The following is a 15,371-nucleotide window of genomic DNA, read 5'->3' on the forward strand; positions in this document are numbered from 1 at the left end:
TTTTGATGCGGATGGCGCGAAGATGGGCTCCCGAAAAGCTAGCGTAGCTCCCACGCTGAAGGACCTTGCTCGCCTGGCCAGCGTTTCTCCGATGACCGCATCGCGCGCGTTGCATAGGCCAGATTTGGTGGCGGAGGAGACGCGGCTTCGTGTGGAAGCCGCGGTGGAGCAGACGGGATACGTGCCCAATTCGCTGGCGGGGGGACTAACGTCGCGACAGACGCGTCTGGTTGCTGCGATCGTGCCTTCCGTTGGCCACTCGCTGTTCTCGGACATGCTCGATGAGCTGGTGGGGGTGCTCGAAGCAGAGCGCTACGAGACTACGCTAGGAATCTCGCGATATGACCCGACACGCGAGGAGCGTTGGCTTGCCACGATGCTCAGCAGACGTCCCGATGGTGTCGTGCTTACTGGCATCGAGCATACCGCGCGCAGCAGACGCCTGTTGCTTAATGCGTGCATTCCCATCGTGGAGCTATGGGACTACACGCCTCATCCGCTGGATGTCGTTGTTGGTTTCTCTCAGGAGGACGCCGGGCGGGCAGCCTATCGGCATTTGAAGGCTTGCGGCTACCGAAAGCCTGCCCTTTTGCGCTCAGATGATGGTCGGGCAGGGCGCCGCGCACTTGGGTTCAAACGCGCAGCTCAGGAGGACGGAGCACCGGAACCTGTGGAGATCGTATTCCCCGAATCGAATCCTCAGGCCGGCCGCGGCCGGGAAGTCATGAGGGAGTTGCTGCACCGCGCGCCGACGACCGATGCGGTCTTTTGTAGCTCAGACTCGCTGGCATTGGGTGCGTTGGCTCACGCGCATGCTATCGGCCTGAACGTTCCCGAGCAACTTGGTGTCATGGGCTTTGGGAATCAAGCGTTGGCCATGGATGCAGTGCCGACACTATCAACGTTAGCAGTCGACGGGACGCGAATTGGCAACCAGGCGGGACGTGCGCTTCTGGCGCGTATGCGGGGAGACACAGCTTCCGTGGCGCTAGACGTTGGATTCGAGACTATCGCTCGGGAGAGCACGCGCAGGAATGGGTAAGAGGTTGCTCGTTAATCGCTATCTAAATCCTCGTCACTGCTGCAGTATGCCCACGAGCAAGCTGAGACAGAAAAAACCCCAGATCGCTCGCGCGAAATGGGGCTTGGGAGGTCGTAGTGGTCTCCGGACGGGCCGGCAACTCACTTCGGACACGAAAGTCGTGCAGTTTTCTTACTTGGCCGTCGGCATTGCAAATTCGGCCCCGCGTGCCGTGTCATTGGGCCAGCGTTGCATGACGCTCTTCTGTCGGGTGTAGAAGCGAACTCCCTCTTCGCCGTAGGCGTGCATGTCGCCGAACAGCGAACGCTTCCAACCGCCGAATCCGTGCCAGGCCATCGGCACAGGGATGGGCACATTGATGCCGACCATACCGACTTCAATTCGACGGGCGAATTCGCGGGCGATCTGGCCATCACGGGTGTAGCAGGCTACGCCGTTGCCAAACTCGTGGTCGTTGACGAGCTTCACGGCGTGGGTGAAGTCATCGACTCGTACGCAGGCAAGCACCGGACCAAAGATCTCTTCCTTATAGATGCGCATCTCGGGGGTCACATTGTCGAACAACGTACCGCCGGTGAAGAAGCCTTTGTCATGACCAGGTACCTTGTAGTTCCGGCCGTCCACGAGGAGCCTCGCCCCTTCTTCAACGCCAGTGGCGATGTGGTTCTCGATGCGCTCCAGAGCTTGCTTCGTTACGACCGGTCCCATTTCGGCATCTGCTTCCATGCCATTCTTGATGACGAGTTCGCGGGCACGGGCCTCCAGCTTCGGGATGATCTTGTCAGCGACGTCACCGACCAGAACCGCAACGGAAATGGCCATACAACGCTCGCCGGCCGATCCATAAGCCGCGCCAATGAGGCCGTCCACTGCCTGATCGATGTCCGCGTCGGGCATGACGACCATGTGGTTCTTGGCGCCGCCCAGCGCTTGAACGCGCTTGCCCAGCTTCGCGCCCGTCTCATAGATGTAGTTGGCGATGGGAGTGGAGCCAACGAAGCTAACGGCCTTAACGTTGTCGTGGTGCAGCAATGCGTCGACAACCGTCTTGTCGCCTTGAACAACGTTGAAGACACCGTCAGGTAGCCCAGCTTGCTTGAGCAGGCGTGCCATGAACAGCGAGGCCGACGGGTCGCGCTCGCTGGGCTTCAGGATGAAGCTATTGCCAGCGGCGATGGCCACCGGAAACATCCAGCAGGGCACCATGCAAGGGAAGTTGAACGGTGTAATGCCTGCGACCACACCCAACGGCTGACGCAGCGTCCAGTTGTCCATGCCCGTCGAGACCTGGTCGGTGAAGTCTCCCTTGAGCAGCTGGGGAATGCCGCAGGCGAACTCGATGATATCGATGCCGCGGCTAACTTCGCCCGCAGCGTCGCTCAGGACTTTGCCGTGTTCGGCGGTGATGATGGATGCCAGCTCATCCTTGTGCTTGTTCATCAGTTCGAGGAACTTGAGCATGACGCGCGCGCGACGGATTGGCGGCGTGTCGGCCCACTTTGGAAATGCTGCCTTCGCGCTGGCGACAGCCGCGCCTACATCTTCCACGGTACCCAGGCGGACCTGGCGTGCGACAGCGCCGGTGGCCGGGTTGAAAACGTCCTGCAAACGCGTACCGGTGCCGCTGTACTGCTCACCAGAAATGTAGTGGATGACTTCGGCGGAATCGGTGTAAGGCGCGATCACTGGTATCTCCTGTTCGTTGTGCGTCTATACGGAGAACGCAGTATATGTGTGGGCGATCTAGCGAGGTAGCCGTCCTTTTCTAAACATATTGTTCAGGAATCTGTACTGGTACCATGCTGTAGATGCGAATTATTAACTTTCGGCGGAGAGGGGGGCGAGAATGCGGCAAGGCAACGTGGAAGAGCTTTGGGAGCACTTGCACTGGCTCGTTGTGCTGGATCAGCAAGGTAGCTTCAGCAAGGCGGCCGCCCGGCTGGGCGTGAGCAAAGCCTCAATGAGCCAACACATTTCGGACCTGGAAAAGTCCACAGGCGTCATGCTAGTCCAGCGCACGACGAGGAGTGCGACGCTTACGGCAGCAGGACGCGAGCTAGTCGATTCGATGCGCGGTGCCTTCGACCAAATTGCGACGAGCTTTGCAAATGTCCGGGATTTGGCCGGGGCACCCAGGGGGCTGCTCCGTGTGACGGCACCTGTTGCGTTTGCTCGGCAGCAGCTCGTTCCGGAACTACCAACCTTCCTGCGGCGGTATCCGGATATCCGGGTCGAACTGGACATGTCCGACAGAATTCGGCCGCTTGCTCAGGAAGGGTTCGACTTAGCTGTACGCCATACCGCGGCACCACCGGAGACCCACGTTGCGTGGACCTTGGCATCGACGCGAACAGTGCTTGCAGCGAGCCGGTCCTATCTGCGCTTAAAAGGGATGCCGGAATCTCCTGCGGATCTTGCTCAACATGCCTGCCTGCACTACCCGCGCGCGCAAGGCACAACTACATGGAGTTTTGTATCGGCTGACGTCAAGCACTCTGACCCCGTGACTGTGCCAGTCTCCGGGCAGCTGGCGGTCAACAACAGCGAGGCGTTGCGTGACGCTGCGATCTCGAGCCTTGGGATTGCGCTGCTGCCGGACTTCAGCGCCCAGTCTGCCCTTCAGAGCGGCCGGCTAGTTGAGGTCTTGCCGGAGTGGCGCTCTATCGGGGTCTTCGGAGAATGGTTGTACGCGATTCGGCCCTACGCAGCCCACGCGTCGCGCGTGTCTCAAGTATTCGTTGACTTCTTACGCGAAGCATACGCCGAGGGCTTCGCGCCACGAAAACCTGACTAGTCCAACAGACCGACGGCTTGAGCTCGAAGAGTCGAGTGCGCGACCCGACTCGGTGGCGCTGGTGCCCCCTTGTCCCCGAGGTTGGAGAAAACGCCGTCAGGTGAGTATTTTGTCGTCTGGCTGCGTGAACGCATCGACGCCAAGGCGCTGGTGAATGCAGTTGCCGATGCCGTTTGTCTGGTCAGTCCTGGATGTTCCAGCGGCACGCCCGGGAATACCCCACGACTGCTTCCCTTGCGCAGGCAGGAGGACCACGTCGCCGATTGGCAATGGGTGCAGAAGCGGATCGAGAGATTGCAATTGCACCGCAAGCAGCATTCCAGCCCGAATATCTGGACATGCGAGGTAATTGGGCCAAGGAAGTCGCGGAAGCTTCACAGCGACCTGCTGGAAGACACGTGAATTCTGTTCTCCGACATGCCAGCAAACAATCCCTACTTGTCGTTTTCCCACCCTTTCGGTCTTGTGCAGGGGGCTCCGCGGATGGATTGGCCCGCAACAGTCTGCGTGTGACTGGATTGGGGCCGACGAACATCTAACGGCGCAACTTCATGCCGGCTGGCGCTGGCCGCGAGGCGGCACCACGTAGGTCAACCGCTTACGGTGGACCGCGATGGAGATGAGCCACCACAGAATGCAACGGTGTTACGTAGCGAGTTTCTTCGTGCGACCGCCGTGCAGAGTCGGCTGTGCTTCCGCGGGGATGGGCTGACGCGGATTGCGTCTGTTGATCGATGTTGCGCTCGCAACAACCACGATAGCCACGCCACGTGACGATCAGGTGGCACCAGATCCCTGGGAACACTACGACGCATCGCCTTGGGGAAAACCCCTCTATGACGATGTTTTGCCCATGCTAGACTAAGTCCACAATACAAACAACCAGTCCACAATATGGACTTAAGACATGCCTATCGAGCAACCTGAAGCGCAACCGCTGATGCCATATCAGTACCCCAACCCTGCGGAGGCATCGCCCGAAATTGTTATTCCCAACGCTATTCCTGCTGACGAGAGGCTATGGGTGCCCCAGGCCGAAAACGTGTGGTTTAGGCCGCTGTGCCTGAATGCAAGCCAGGGCTACTGGATGAACCTGCTGCGTGTGCGCAAGTCGGGTGTGCTGAGTCGCCACCGACACCCACAAGCAGTGCATGGCTTCGTGCTTAAAGGCCGTTGGCGCTATTTGGAGCACGACTGGGAAGCAACCGAAGGAAGCTACGTATTCGAGCCTCCGGGCGAAACCCACACACTCTATGTGCCGCCTGACGTAGAGGAAATGATTACCTTTTTCCAAGTCAACGGGATCATGTATTACACCGATCCTTGGGGAAATGGTAACGGTTACGAGGATGTATTCACGAAGATTGAAATGTGCAAGAAGCACTTTACTGAGGTTGGCCTGGGCGAAGACTATGTCACGCAATTCATTCGATAAAGCCGCAAGCGCGGCTAGTTACGATTTCTCCGGGCTTGTGGCGGTTGTTACCGGCGGCGGGCAAGGCATTGGCGCCGCAATTGCCCGCCAGCTGACGGCTCACGGAGCTACTGTCGCAGTCTGGGATTTGGCCCCGCAGGATACGGGGCACCAGTGGCGTGTGGACGTTTCGGATGTCGATAGCGTGAATCAAGCCTGTCAGCAAACTCTCTCGCAATTGGGACGTGTCGACATATTGGTTAACAGCGCAGGCTACGCTGGCCCAACTCAGCCGTTGGAGACATACGATCCTGCCGTTTGGGAGCGTATTGTCTACGTAAATCTAGTTGGCACCTTCAACACCTGCCGTGCAGTTGTCCCTGCGATGCGTCGCGTAGGCTCAGGCCGCATCGTCAACATTGCCTCGCTGGCGGGCAAGGAGGGAACGCCGAATGCATCTGCCTATAGCGCGGCCAAAGCAGGAGTCATGGCACTGACCAAGTCACTTGGCAAGGAGCTGGCCGAAACCGACATTCGTGTCAATGCAGTGGCACCTGCTGCAATCCGGACGACGCTGTTAGAGCAAATGTCCCCGGCGCATGTGCAAACTATGATCGACAAGAGTCCGATGCGGAGATTAGGTGAGTGTGAAGAGGTTGCCGAAATCGTGACGTGGCTATGTTCTGGGTCGTGCACTTTCAATACTGGGGCGGTGTTTGATCTGTCTGGCGGGCGCTCAACCTACTGATATCCTCGAACGGTGAAAATAATAATATAGCTGCTTTCTATAAAGGCGGGGAGACGAACCATGATATGTCGAAATTATTCCAACCAGATGATGAGCATGTATTCGGCCGCTAATGCCGATGAATGTCCCGCTGGCGTTGCGTCAACGTAGAGCACACAGGAAATCCACCTTTAAGCAGAACTGAACTTTACGAGCCGCCATTCTTAAAAAAGCTGATCCACGACGCTTTTCGCGGGCGTGTATAGCAGAAAACCGAATGTAGTTCCGGTTATGAGCAATGCACTTGCGGAAGGCCGTTAAGGCCGTGCTGGAGAAGTCCGCTATATGTTTTTTGTAGGCAATAGACCAATTGAACAATGATCTGAGGCCCCCATCAGAGAATGAATTACGAATTCGATTTCAGTTTTCTCATAACGCACTGGCGAACACTGGTCGACGGCATGCTGCTGACCCTGCGCATGTCTTTTGCCACTATCGTGCTCGGCTTCATCCTTGGTGTGGCGCTCGCTGTGGCTCGCACGCAGGGGGGGCCCATATTGCGCAAGGCCGTGGGCTTCTATGTGGAAGTGCTTCGCAACACGCCACTGGTGATCCAAGCCTTCTGGCTGTTCTTTGGTCTTGCAGCGGTGCAAGTGCGAGTGCCTGCGCTTACGGCGGCCGTTGTCGCGCTGACCATTAACGTCGCCGCCTATGCAGCCGAGATTGTGCGGGCAGGGATCGAGTCGATTCCGCGCGGCCAATTGGAGGCCGCATCCTGCCTGGGCATGTCGCGCTGGAAGATGCTGCGCTTGGTTGTGCTGCCGCAGGCGGTGGAGCGTATGTACCCCGCGCTAATCAGCCAGTTCATCCTGATGATGCTGGCCACATCGATTATGTCGCAAATCTCCGCCGAAGAGTTGACAGCCGCGGGCTACAGCATTCAGTCCGAGACCTTTCGTGGCTTCGAGATCTACCTCGTCGCCGCCGCCATCTACCTCGCCATGTCCTGGCTGCTGCGGCTGACGATGGGGGGCTTGGCCAACCTTGCGTTTCCCCGTCGTCGTCGCCTCAGGACGCCGCTGTGAATGCACTCGCGCAAGGAATCAGCATGTTCGGAATCTCGCTAGACCAGATTGGCTTCATTTTCAAAGGTGCAGGCTGGACGATGGTGCTATCCCTCTTGGGTTTCGTCGGCGGCGCGCTTGCAGGACTTCCCCTCGCGTTGACGCTTAGTCGCGGTAATCGCCTAGCTCGCGGCGTTGCAGGCACCTACGTGAAGTTGGTACAAGGCGTGCCGCTGCCGGTGATCATGTTCCTTTCCTATTTCGGCATCAGCATCGCGGGTTTCGAGCTGCCTTCGCTGGTGGCGGCAGGGCTTGCCATGACGGCCTACGCCAGCGCTTACTTAGGCGAAATCTGGAAAGGCAGCATTCAAGCGGTTTCACGCACGCAATGGGAGGCGGCGGAGTGCCTAGCGCTGCGCCCGCTGCAACGAGTGGTTTACGTGATCCTGCCGCAGGCAATACGCATCGCCATCGCACCGACAGTGGGCTTCATGGTGCAGATCGTCAAGAACTCCTCCTATGCGGTGGTCATTGGATTCTTCGATTTGACCTACTCGGCGCGGGTGGTCAACAACTCGACCTTCAAGCCCTTCGTGGTTTTCACACTGGCCGCGTTACTGTACTTCGCGATTTGCTACCCCCTTTCTTCGCTGGCGTACCGGCTCGAAAAACGCATCAATCGGCGCTGACCAAGGTCATCGCAAAGAACAAGGAGATCGCTCCATGAATGACATCGTCCGCTTTCACGAGGTCCGAAAATCGTTCGGCAACGTGGAGATACTCAAGGGAGTGAGCTTTTCGGTCGGCCGCGGCCAAGTGGTCGCGCTGATCGGCCGCAGCGGCTCGGGCAAGACCACGGCCTTGCGCTGCATCAACGGGCTGGAAACTATCCAAGGTGGCGAACTGCAGGTCTGCGGCAGCGACATGCACTCGGGGGCCGTCGACCTCCTGGCGCTGAGGCAGGAGGTTGGTATCGTGTTCCAGAGCTACAACCTCTTTCCCCACCTCACGGTGCTGCAGAACGTAACGCTTGCGCCACGCAAGGTCAAGGGCGTGCCGACCAAGCAGGCCGAAGAACTGGGCATGCAGATGCTGCAAAAGGTGGGGCTGGAGGAGCGAGCCCACTACTACCCGGAGCAACTCTCCGGCGGCCAGCAACAGCGTGTGGCCATCGCCCGATCGCTGGCGATGGAGCCCAAGCTGATGCTGTTCGACGAAGTGACTTCGGCCCTCGACCCGCAGTTGACCGGCGAAGTCCTGCGCGTCATCGAGCAGCTCGCGCAGGACGGCATGACGATGGTTCTGGTTACGCACGAAATGGCCTTTGCGCGCCAAGTAGCTAACCAGATCCTTTTCATGCACCAGGGCGTTGTCTGGGAGCGCGGCAGCGGCGATTTGCTGAGCAGCCCGGCCACGCCGGAATTGCAGCAGTTCGTGGCTAACGGCCTGTGAGCCTGCACAAGCCACTCACCCTTCTCACAAGACCAAGGAGACACGCCAAGTGAAACTTAATCGACGAATTCTCATCGCCGTAGCCGCGCTCTCGCTCGGTGCAGGCGTCAGCGTGGCACACGCTGCTAACGCGCTGGAGACCATCAAACAGCGCCAGAAGATCCTTATCGCTGTGGATATCGGTGCACCGCCCTATGGCATGGTCGATGACCGGGCTAAGCAGGTGGGCTCCGATGTTGAGACGGCCAAGCTGCTCGCGCTGGACATGGGCGTGGCGCTGGAGATCATTCCGGTGACCGGCCCCAACCGAGTGCCGTATTTGCTCACCCGCAAGGCTGACATCGTCATGTCTTCCTTCTCAATCACCGAGGAGCGCAAAAAGGTGGTGGATTACTCCGAGCCCTATGGAGTGGTTCCGATCGTGATCGCTGGTCCGGCTGCCGCGAAAGTCGCGTCCTTCGCCGATCTGGCGGGCAAGAGCGTCGCGGTCACGCGCAGCACCACGAGCGACCAGGAGCTGACCAGAGGCAGCAAGGAGGTTGCTGGAGTCAATATCGTGCGCTACGAAGACGATGCCACCACCAACACGGCCGTAGTCACAGGCCAGCAAGATTTCATCGCGACCCCGCCCAGCGTGGTTGCTGCTTTGAAAAAGGTGAATACGTCGCGCGATCTCGTGATCAAGTTCACCTTGAAAGTCAATCCATATGCTGTCGGTCTGCGCAAGAACGAACCAGAATTGAAAGCTTGGATCGACAACTGGGTCAAGACCAACATCAAGAACGGAAAGTTGAACGAGATATTCGCGCGCTACCACGGCATGCCACTGCCACCGGAAATGCTTCGGTGATCTGCACATACCCACTACAGGAACCCCATGGCCCTCTCCGAAGCACCATCGTCCCCCCGTGTCATCCGGTTGCATCCGCTGGATGACGTCGTCATCGCTCTCGATCAATTGGTAGCAGGCAGCGCTATTCCTTCGGAAGAGGTCACCGTGGCGGGGCTGATTCCTCCCGGTCACAAGATGGCCACGCGCGCCATCGCGTCCGGAGCGCCCGTGCGGCGCTATGGGCAGATCATTGGCTTTGCCAGCAAAGCCATCCAGCCGGGCCAGCACGTGCACACACACAACTTGGCGATGGGCGACTTCACACGCGACTATGCCTTTGGAGAGGAAGCCCAGCCCACCACGCCAGCGACTGCGCCTGCTACCTTCCAAGGCATCGTCCGCCCGGATGGCCGCGTGGCCACGCGCAACTACATCGGCATCCTCACCTCGGTGAACTGCTCGGCCACAGTGGCGCGCGCCATTGCCGACCACTTCCGGCGTGACATCCACCCCGAGGCGCTGGCCGATTTCCCGAACGTGGACGGCGTGGTCGCGCTTACCCACGGCACTGGCTGCGCAATGGATTCTGAAGGCGAGGGCTTGGCTCTACTCCAGCGCACGCTCGGGGGCTATGCCTGCCACCCCAACTTCGCGAGCCTGTTGGTAATTGGCCTTGGCTGCGAAACCAACCAGATTCCCCAACTGCTTGCTACCCAGGGGCTACAGGATGGCGAGCATCTACGCACCTTCACCATCCAGGACACGGGCGGCACCACCAAGACCATTGTGCGCGGCATTGAGCTGATTCGCGAAATGCTGCCCGGCGCCAACGCCGTGCGGCGCGAGCCCGTGCCCGCCAGCCACTTGATCGTAGGCTTGCAGTGTGGGGGCTCCGACGGTTATTCCGGCATTTCGGCCAATCCCGTACTGGGTGCGGCGGTGGATCTGCTGGTCCAGCATGGCGGCACGGCCATTCTCTCGGAGACGCCTGAAATCTACGGCGCCGAGCACTTGCTTACGCGCCGCGCACAAGCCCCCGAAGTCGGCCGGAAGCTGGTCGAGCGTATTCGCTGGTGGGAGGCCTATTGCGCCCGAAACGGTGCAGCACTGAACAACAACCCGTCTTCTGGCAACAAGGCGGGCGGCCTGACCACTGTGCTAGAAAAATCGCTGGGGGGCATCGCCAAGGGCGGCTCCACCAACCTGGTGGAAGTCTACGAGTACGCCCAGCCGGTTCGGGCACATGGGCTGGTGTTTATGGATACGCCCGGCTTTGATCCGATCTCGGCTACCGGCCAGGTGGCGGGTGGCGCGAACCTGATCTGCTTCACCACCGGCCGGGGTTCGGCTTACGGCTGCGCTCCATCGCCGTCCTTCAAGCTGGCGACGAACACGGCACTTTGGGAGCGCCAGTCGGACGACATGGACATGAACTGTGGCGAAGTGCTGGAGGGTCGCCGCACGATTTCCGAACAGGGGGCCGAACTGTTCCAGCGCTTCCTAGACATTGCATCGGGCGAACGCTCGCGCAGCGAATGTCATGGCTATGGTCAGCAGGAGTTTGTGCCCTGGCAGATCAGCGTCCTTGTTTGAGTTTGTCTCACGCACTGAAAAACGGAACTGTTCCACGCACCGACTAACAAGGAGAGGCGAGATGAAGGAAGAGAAACAGAATCCGCGCCACGACAGCACTGCTCTGGTCACGATGGCTGGCACCTTGCTGCGGCGCACCGGCATGCCTGACGAGCGCGCGGACGCCGTCGCTGGCATCTTGGTTGAGGGGGACTTGATGGGCCACGACACGCACGGCCTGCAGTTGCTGCCGACCTACCTGTCCGAAATCGAGAGCGGCAGCATGGCGGTGCAGGGGGACTACGAAGTGCTGAGCGAGCGCGCGGCGGTGGCCACCTGGGACGGCAAGCGGCTACCTGGCCCGTGGCTGACGCTGTGCGCGCTCGATGACGCGATTGCGCGCGCGCGCGACTACGGTACGGGCACGGTGACAATCCGGCGTAGCCATCACATAGCCTGCCTGGCCGCGTACCTTGAGCGCGCCGCCAGCGCCGGCTACGTGATGCTGCTGTTCTCGTCGGCACCGGAGGCTGCGTCGGTGGCGCCGTTCGGTGGCACGCGGCCCGTATTTTCCCCCAGTCCGCTGGCAGTGGGTTTTCCCACCCCGCGGGGCCCGGTGCTGATCGACGTCTCGACGTCGATCACCACCAACGGGATGACCGGCCGCCTCTATCGCGAGGGACGGCGGCTGCCTCACCCCTGGCTCATCGACGAGCATGGCAACCCCAGTGACGACCCGGCCGTCCTGTTTCCGCCTCACGCCGGCTCGATCCTGCCGCTAGGCGGCTTGGATGTTGGCCACAAGGGCTTTGCGCTGTCGCTGATGGTAGAGGTGCTCACCGCGGGGTTGAGCGGCCACGGTCGCGATGACCCTGGGGAGAAATGGGGCAACACGGTTTTTCTGCAGGTGCTCGATCCCGATGCCTTCGCAGGCAGCGCAGCCTTTGCGCACCAGATGGGCTGGATCGCGGATGCCTGCGTGGACAATCCTCCGCGTCCGGGCATCGATGCCGTGCGTCTGCCAGGGCAAGGGGCGCTGGCGTGCAAGGCCAGACAGTTGCGCGAAGGGGTAGTACTGAACCCCGGGATCATGCCGCAACTGATGCCGTGGCTGGAGAAGTTCGGCGTTGCGGCACCCGCACTCCTGGTGGGCTGAAGCGGCGCCCGCTCGGTTCCCTGCGGTGCCTTGCGCCGTCTCGATTGCCGAGCAGCCTCGCTATGCCGGAATCGCGGCAACTCATGGCCAACGGCCTGAGAGCGCAGTTCAATGAATGGAATAGTCCATAGACCAACAGAAGGAGACATCATGTTGATTCAAGCTTTGCGCTGTCGCGCATTCAGGCGGACCTTGGCCGGTGTTGTTGCGTTGGTCGCATCCGGAGGCACTGCCAGTGCGGCGGATTTTCCCAATCACCCGGTGGAACTGATCGTGCCGTTCCAGGCTGGCGGTGGCACCGACAGCGTGGCCCGTGCGTTCTCGGATTCGGCGCGCAAGCACATGCCGCAAAGTGTGGTGGTAATGAACAAACCGGGGGCCAGCGGTGCTATCGGCTGGACGGAGATGATCAACGCCAAGCCCGACGGCTACAAGCTGGCCGTGGTGACTGTGGAGCTGGTCACGCTCAAGCCATTAGGCCTGGCCAAGTTCAACCAAGATGATGTGCAGCCCATTATCCAGTTCAATGCGGACCCGGCTGCCATCACGGTGCGCGCTGATGCACCGTGGAACACCATCGAGGAGTTCCTGGCCGTCGCTAAGAACGAGTCCGGCAAGATCGGCATGGGCAATGGTGGCAACGGCGGCATCTGGCACTTTGCTGCGACGGCCTTGGGGCAGAAGACCGGCGTCCAGTTCAACCACATTCCATTCCCGGGCGCGGGGCCGGCTGTGCTGGCGTTGTTGGGCGGACATGTGGACGCGGTGAGTGTGAGCCCCGCCGAGGTGAAGCAGCAGGTCCAAGCCGGCAAGCTCAAGATCTTGGCCGTGATGGCCGATCAACGGCTGAAAAACCTCGACAAGGTGCCCACTCTTAAGGAACGGGGGATCGATCTGAGCATCGGAACGTGGCGTGGAATTGCCGGCCCCAAGAATATGTCGCCAGACGTGGTGAACTACCTCAAGACCATGGCCAAGCGTACGGTGGATGAGCCCGCTTTCCGCGAGGTGCTCGACAAGCAGAACCTGGGCTTTGTCTATGCCGACGAGAAGAGTTTTCGCGAGCAGATGGTCAAGGACAGCGCGTCCTTCACCAAGCTGGCCCAGTCGCTGGGCTTGAAGAGCAACTGACGGGGACATGACGTTATGATGGCCATGGGAGAGACCTATCAGCAGGGCTTGTTCGCAAGCAAGACGGCCTTGGTGGCTGGGGCTACACAGGGGATTGGTGCGGCGATCTCGAACCAGCTTGCGGCGCTTGGTGCTCGCGTGGTGGCGCTGGGCCTGGGGCCGGGAGATGGTACGCTGGAAGCGGCTGTGCAGGTACGCGAGGCCGACGTGACCAGGCAGGAGGATGTCGATCGCGTAGTCGCCGACATTGAATGTCTTGATATCGTGGTCAATTGCGCAGGCATCATCCAGCGCGGCGCGGAACATGATGTCGAGGTGTTTCAGCGAGTGGTGGACGTGAATCTCACGGGTACCATGCGCGTATGCGTGGCTACGCGCGATAAGCTCAAGGCCACCAAGGGCTGCGTTGTGAATATGGCGTCCATGCTGAGCTTCTTTGGCGGTGGCCTGGTACCGGGTTATGCAGCAAGCAAGGGCGGCGTTGCTCAGTTGACCAAGTCGTTGGCGATTGCCTATGCGGCGGACGGCATTCGCGTCAACGCCATCGCACCGGGCTGGATTGGGACACCGCTGACCCAGGCCTTGCAGGATGATGCGGCGCGCTCTGCGCTGATACTCGCTCGCACGCCACTGGGCCGCTGGGGCACGCCGCAGGACGTGGCCCGGGCCGTCGTCTTTCTGTGCACGCCTGCGGCCAGCTTCATGACGGGCGTTATCCTGCCGGTCGACGGGGGTTACATGGTGAGTTGATGGTGTCCCGACGACTGTGCAACGAGATTCTGTGCGATATGCCTCTTTCTCCTGAGCGCCGAGCAGCTAGATCGCGTGAACCCAGGGCTGTCGATGCAACGCGCGAATCACGGTGTTTCTTGATAGTTGCCGAAGGATTTCACTTTCCGCGCGCCACTGAGAAGCTGTGCATTGAAATCTCGCTTGCACGAGCCATTACAAGGAACTGGTGAACGGACTGGGCGTGGTGCTGTTCGCTCGCACGCGCATCATTCGATCGACAATTGCCTGCAGTTCGTTCCTGATGCCGCGAGGTTGCCGTCCAGGTATAGCTTGCGTTCGTGGAATAGCTGGCGGCAGTTCAAGCAGTGCCGGCGCGCCACTATCGACACTGCATGCCCGGCCCGCAGCTCTCGCGCACCTTGGTCATAAACACTGTAGTATACCTGTCAGCTATTGTCAGTGGAGGGCTGTGCCCGGCGATTCAGGGGATTGCTCCGTATGGGTGCCGTCGAAAAAGCGGTATGATTCTCTAGATATCGAGTTTCATTTTATCCGCCATGTCCAGATCGTCGTCGCCTGAGCCACGTGCAGGCTCTCAAATTGCCGGAACCGCCGCATTCTCCAAGTTCATGCACTTATTGCAGCTTGTAGCCGATACGCCCGAGCCATTGACTGTCGCGGAGCTCAGTAAGCTGAGTGGCTATCCACGTCCCACAGTCTATCGCACCGTAGCGGCACTGGTCGCGGAGCGGCTACTGGAAGAGGGTCCTCGAACCGGTCGTCTAGCATTGGGGCCGCGTCTCATTCAATTGGCCAACCGGAGTTGGGGGCGGTCAGAACTGCGGCTGGCGTCGGTAGAAGATCTCAAACGGCTGCGCGACATCACGGGAGAAACAATCCATTTGGCTGTTTTGAATGGTCACCACATGGTATATGTGGAGAAATTGGAAAGCCCAAGCGCCGTACAAATGAGTTCGCGTATCGGCACAAACGTCTCTCTCCACTCAACCGCAGTAGGCAAAGCCTATCTGGCAGCTCTCGAAGAACCAATTTGCGATAAATTGCTGCATGAGTTATCAAGTCCTTTCACGAAATACACGCCTAATACTGTTACTACATTAGCTGAGCTGCGTGCCCAATTGGTTGATGTACGCAGTCGTGGCTGGTCAATTGACGATGAGGAGCAAGAGGCTGGTATTTGCTGTTTTGGTGCAGCCATTTTTGGACGTAATGGCCAACCTATCGCCGCAATCAGTGTGAGCACTCTTCGCTTCCGTCAAAAGGAAGATCCTTTGCATGCCTATGTGCGGCCCTTGCTTGAGACCTGTAAGGTCATCTCACAGCGTATCGCAGAGACACCAGCCTTTTCCGATACGGATTCTTTCTGAGAGTCGCACGGTTATCGTCACTGAAATTCATCTCATCGAAATTGACCATTCAGGCTCGTGTTGCCCA

At 59.6% G+C, this 15,371-nt stretch carries 15 protein-coding genes; 14 read left to right on the forward strand and 1 reads right to left on the reverse strand.

Annotated elements, in window-relative coordinates:
- The first annotated feature begins 22 nt into the window (after positions 1 to 22).
- Complete coding sequence (locus tag AC3FOF_RS37255; protein ID WP_488729452.1) at positions 23 to 1,042, forward strand: LacI family DNA-binding transcriptional regulator; 1,020 nt, start codon at positions 23 to 25, stop codon at positions 1,040 to 1,042.
- Between the two features lie 171 nt (positions 1,043 to 1,213).
- Here the strand turns inward: AC3FOF_RS37255 and AC3FOF_RS37260 are convergent, their stop codons facing one another.
- Positions 1,214 to 2,725, reverse strand: a complete 1,512-nt coding sequence (locus tag AC3FOF_RS37260; protein WP_488729483.1) for a CoA-acylating methylmalonate-semialdehyde dehydrogenase — start codon at positions 2,723 to 2,725, stop codon at positions 1,214 to 1,216.
- A gap of 163 nt (positions 2,726 to 2,888) precedes the next feature.
- Here AC3FOF_RS37260 and AC3FOF_RS37265 point away from each other — a divergent pair, with 163 nt between their 5' ends.
- The 13 genes from AC3FOF_RS37265 (at position 2,889) to AC3FOF_RS37325 (ending at position 15,304) form a co-directional block, all read left to right on the forward strand.
- Complete coding sequence (locus tag AC3FOF_RS37265; RefSeq protein ID WP_488729453.1) at positions 2,889 to 3,836, forward strand: LysR family transcriptional regulator; 948 nt, start codon at positions 2,889 to 2,891, stop codon at positions 3,834 to 3,836.
- Between the two features lie 69 nt (positions 3,837 to 3,905).
- On the forward strand, positions 3,906 to 4,238 hold the full coding sequence (locus AC3FOF_RS37270; RefSeq protein ID WP_488729454.1) for a conjugal transfer nickase/helicase domain-containing protein: 333 nt from the start codon (positions 3,906 to 3,908) through the stop codon (positions 4,236 to 4,238).
- Positions 4,239 to 4,743: 505 nt separating this feature from the next.
- Positions 4,744 to 5,271, forward strand: a complete 528-nt coding sequence (locus AC3FOF_RS37275) for a 2,4'-dihydroxyacetophenone dioxygenase family protein (RefSeq protein WP_488729455.1) — start codon at positions 4,744 to 4,746, stop codon at positions 5,269 to 5,271.
- The gene (locus AC3FOF_RS37280) at positions 5,249 to 5,998 is read left to right on the forward strand and encodes an SDR family NAD(P)-dependent oxidoreductase (protein WP_488729456.1); all 750 of its coding nucleotides are present in this window, start codon (positions 5,249 to 5,251) and stop codon (positions 5,996 to 5,998) included. Before AC3FOF_RS37275 ends, AC3FOF_RS37280 begins: the two co-directional genes overlap by 23 nt.
- Before the next feature lie 380 nt (positions 5,999 to 6,378).
- Complete coding sequence (locus tag AC3FOF_RS37285) at positions 6,379 to 7,062, forward strand: amino acid ABC transporter permease (RefSeq protein WP_488729457.1); 684 nt, start codon at positions 6,379 to 6,381, stop codon at positions 7,060 to 7,062.
- Positions 7,063 to 7,085: 23 nt separating this feature from the next.
- On the forward strand, positions 7,086 to 7,730 hold the full coding sequence (locus AC3FOF_RS37290; protein ID WP_488729458.1) for an amino acid ABC transporter permease: 645 nt from the start codon (positions 7,086 to 7,088) through the stop codon (positions 7,728 to 7,730).
- Between the two features lie 34 nt (positions 7,731 to 7,764).
- The gene (locus AC3FOF_RS37295) at positions 7,765 to 8,493 is read left to right on the forward strand and encodes an amino acid ABC transporter ATP-binding protein (protein WP_488729459.1); all 729 of its coding nucleotides are present in this window, start codon (positions 7,765 to 7,767) and stop codon (positions 8,491 to 8,493) included.
- 49 nt (positions 8,494 to 8,542) lie between these two features.
- Complete coding sequence (locus tag AC3FOF_RS37300; protein WP_488729460.1) at positions 8,543 to 9,343, forward strand: transporter substrate-binding domain-containing protein; 801 nt, start codon at positions 8,543 to 8,545, stop codon at positions 9,341 to 9,343.
- Positions 9,344 to 9,370: 27 nt separating this feature from the next.
- On the forward strand, positions 9,371 to 10,918 hold the full coding sequence (locus AC3FOF_RS37305; RefSeq protein WP_488729461.1) for a UxaA family hydrolase: 1,548 nt from the start codon (positions 9,371 to 9,373) through the stop codon (positions 10,916 to 10,918).
- A gap of 61 nt (positions 10,919 to 10,979) precedes the next feature.
- Positions 10,980 to 12,053 (forward strand): Ldh family oxidoreductase, encoded by a 1,074-nt coding sequence (locus AC3FOF_RS37310; protein ID WP_488729462.1) that lies wholly within the window; start codon positions 10,980 to 10,982, stop codon positions 12,051 to 12,053.
- Positions 12,054 to 12,203: 150 nt separating this feature from the next.
- The gene (locus tag AC3FOF_RS37315; RefSeq protein WP_488729463.1) at positions 12,204 to 13,184 is read left to right on the forward strand and encodes a Bug family tripartite tricarboxylate transporter substrate binding protein; all 981 of its coding nucleotides are present in this window, start codon (positions 12,204 to 12,206) and stop codon (positions 13,182 to 13,184) included.
- A 15-nt stretch (positions 13,185 to 13,199) separates the two neighbouring features.
- Positions 13,200 to 13,934, forward strand: coding sequence for an SDR family NAD(P)-dependent oxidoreductase (locus tag AC3FOF_RS37320; protein ID WP_488729464.1), 735 nt, complete (start codon positions 13,200 to 13,202; stop codon positions 13,932 to 13,934).
- A 611-nt stretch (positions 13,935 to 14,545) separates the two neighbouring features.
- Positions 14,546 to 15,304 (forward strand): IclR family transcriptional regulator, encoded by a 759-nt coding sequence (locus AC3FOF_RS37325; RefSeq protein WP_488729465.1) that lies wholly within the window; start codon positions 14,546 to 14,548, stop codon positions 15,302 to 15,304.
- Positions 15,305 to 15,371 lie beyond the last annotated feature (67 nt).

The sequence above is a fragment of the Cupriavidus sp. 96C5-1 genome, assembly GCF_057798855.1.

Bases quoted from the DNA above. Each gene is read 5' to 3' on its own strand.
- AC3FOF_RS37255 (WP_488729452.1), top strand. From the start codon at position 23: ATGGGCTCCCGAAAAGCTAGCGTAGCTCCCACGCTGAAGGACCTTGCT.
- AC3FOF_RS37265 (WP_488729453.1), top strand. From the start codon at position 2,889: ATGCGGCAAGGCAACGTGGAAGAGCTTTGGGAGCACTTGCACTGGCTC.
- AC3FOF_RS37275 (WP_488729455.1), top strand. From the start codon at position 4,744: ATGCCTATCGAGCAACCTGAAGCGCAACCGCTGATGCCATATCAGTAC.
- AC3FOF_RS37280 (WP_488729456.1), top strand. From the start codon at position 5,249: ATGTCACGCAATTCATTCGATAAAGCCGCAAGCGCGGCTAGTTACGAT.
- AC3FOF_RS37285 (WP_488729457.1), top strand. From the start codon at position 6,379: ATGAATTACGAATTCGATTTCAGTTTTCTCATAACGCACTGGCGAACA.
- AC3FOF_RS37290 (WP_488729458.1), top strand. From the start codon at position 7,086: ATGTTCGGAATCTCGCTAGACCAGATTGGCTTCATTTTCAAAGGTGCA.
- AC3FOF_RS37295 (WP_488729459.1), top strand. From the start codon at position 7,765: ATGAATGACATCGTCCGCTTTCACGAGGTCCGAAAATCGTTCGGCAAC.
- AC3FOF_RS37305 (WP_488729461.1), top strand. From the start codon at position 9,371: ATGGCCCTCTCCGAAGCACCATCGTCCCCCCGTGTCATCCGGTTGCAT.
- AC3FOF_RS37310 (WP_488729462.1), top strand. From the start codon at position 10,980: ATGAAGGAAGAGAAACAGAATCCGCGCCACGACAGCACTGCTCTGGTC.
- AC3FOF_RS37315 (WP_488729463.1), top strand. From the start codon at position 12,204: ATGTTGATTCAAGCTTTGCGCTGTCGCGCATTCAGGCGGACCTTGGCC.
- AC3FOF_RS37320 (WP_488729464.1), top strand. From the start codon at position 13,200: ATGATGGCCATGGGAGAGACCTATCAGCAGGGCTTGTTCGCAAGCAAG.
- AC3FOF_RS37325 (WP_488729465.1), top strand. From the start codon at position 14,546: ATGCACTTATTGCAGCTTGTAGCCGATACGCCCGAGCCATTGACTGTC.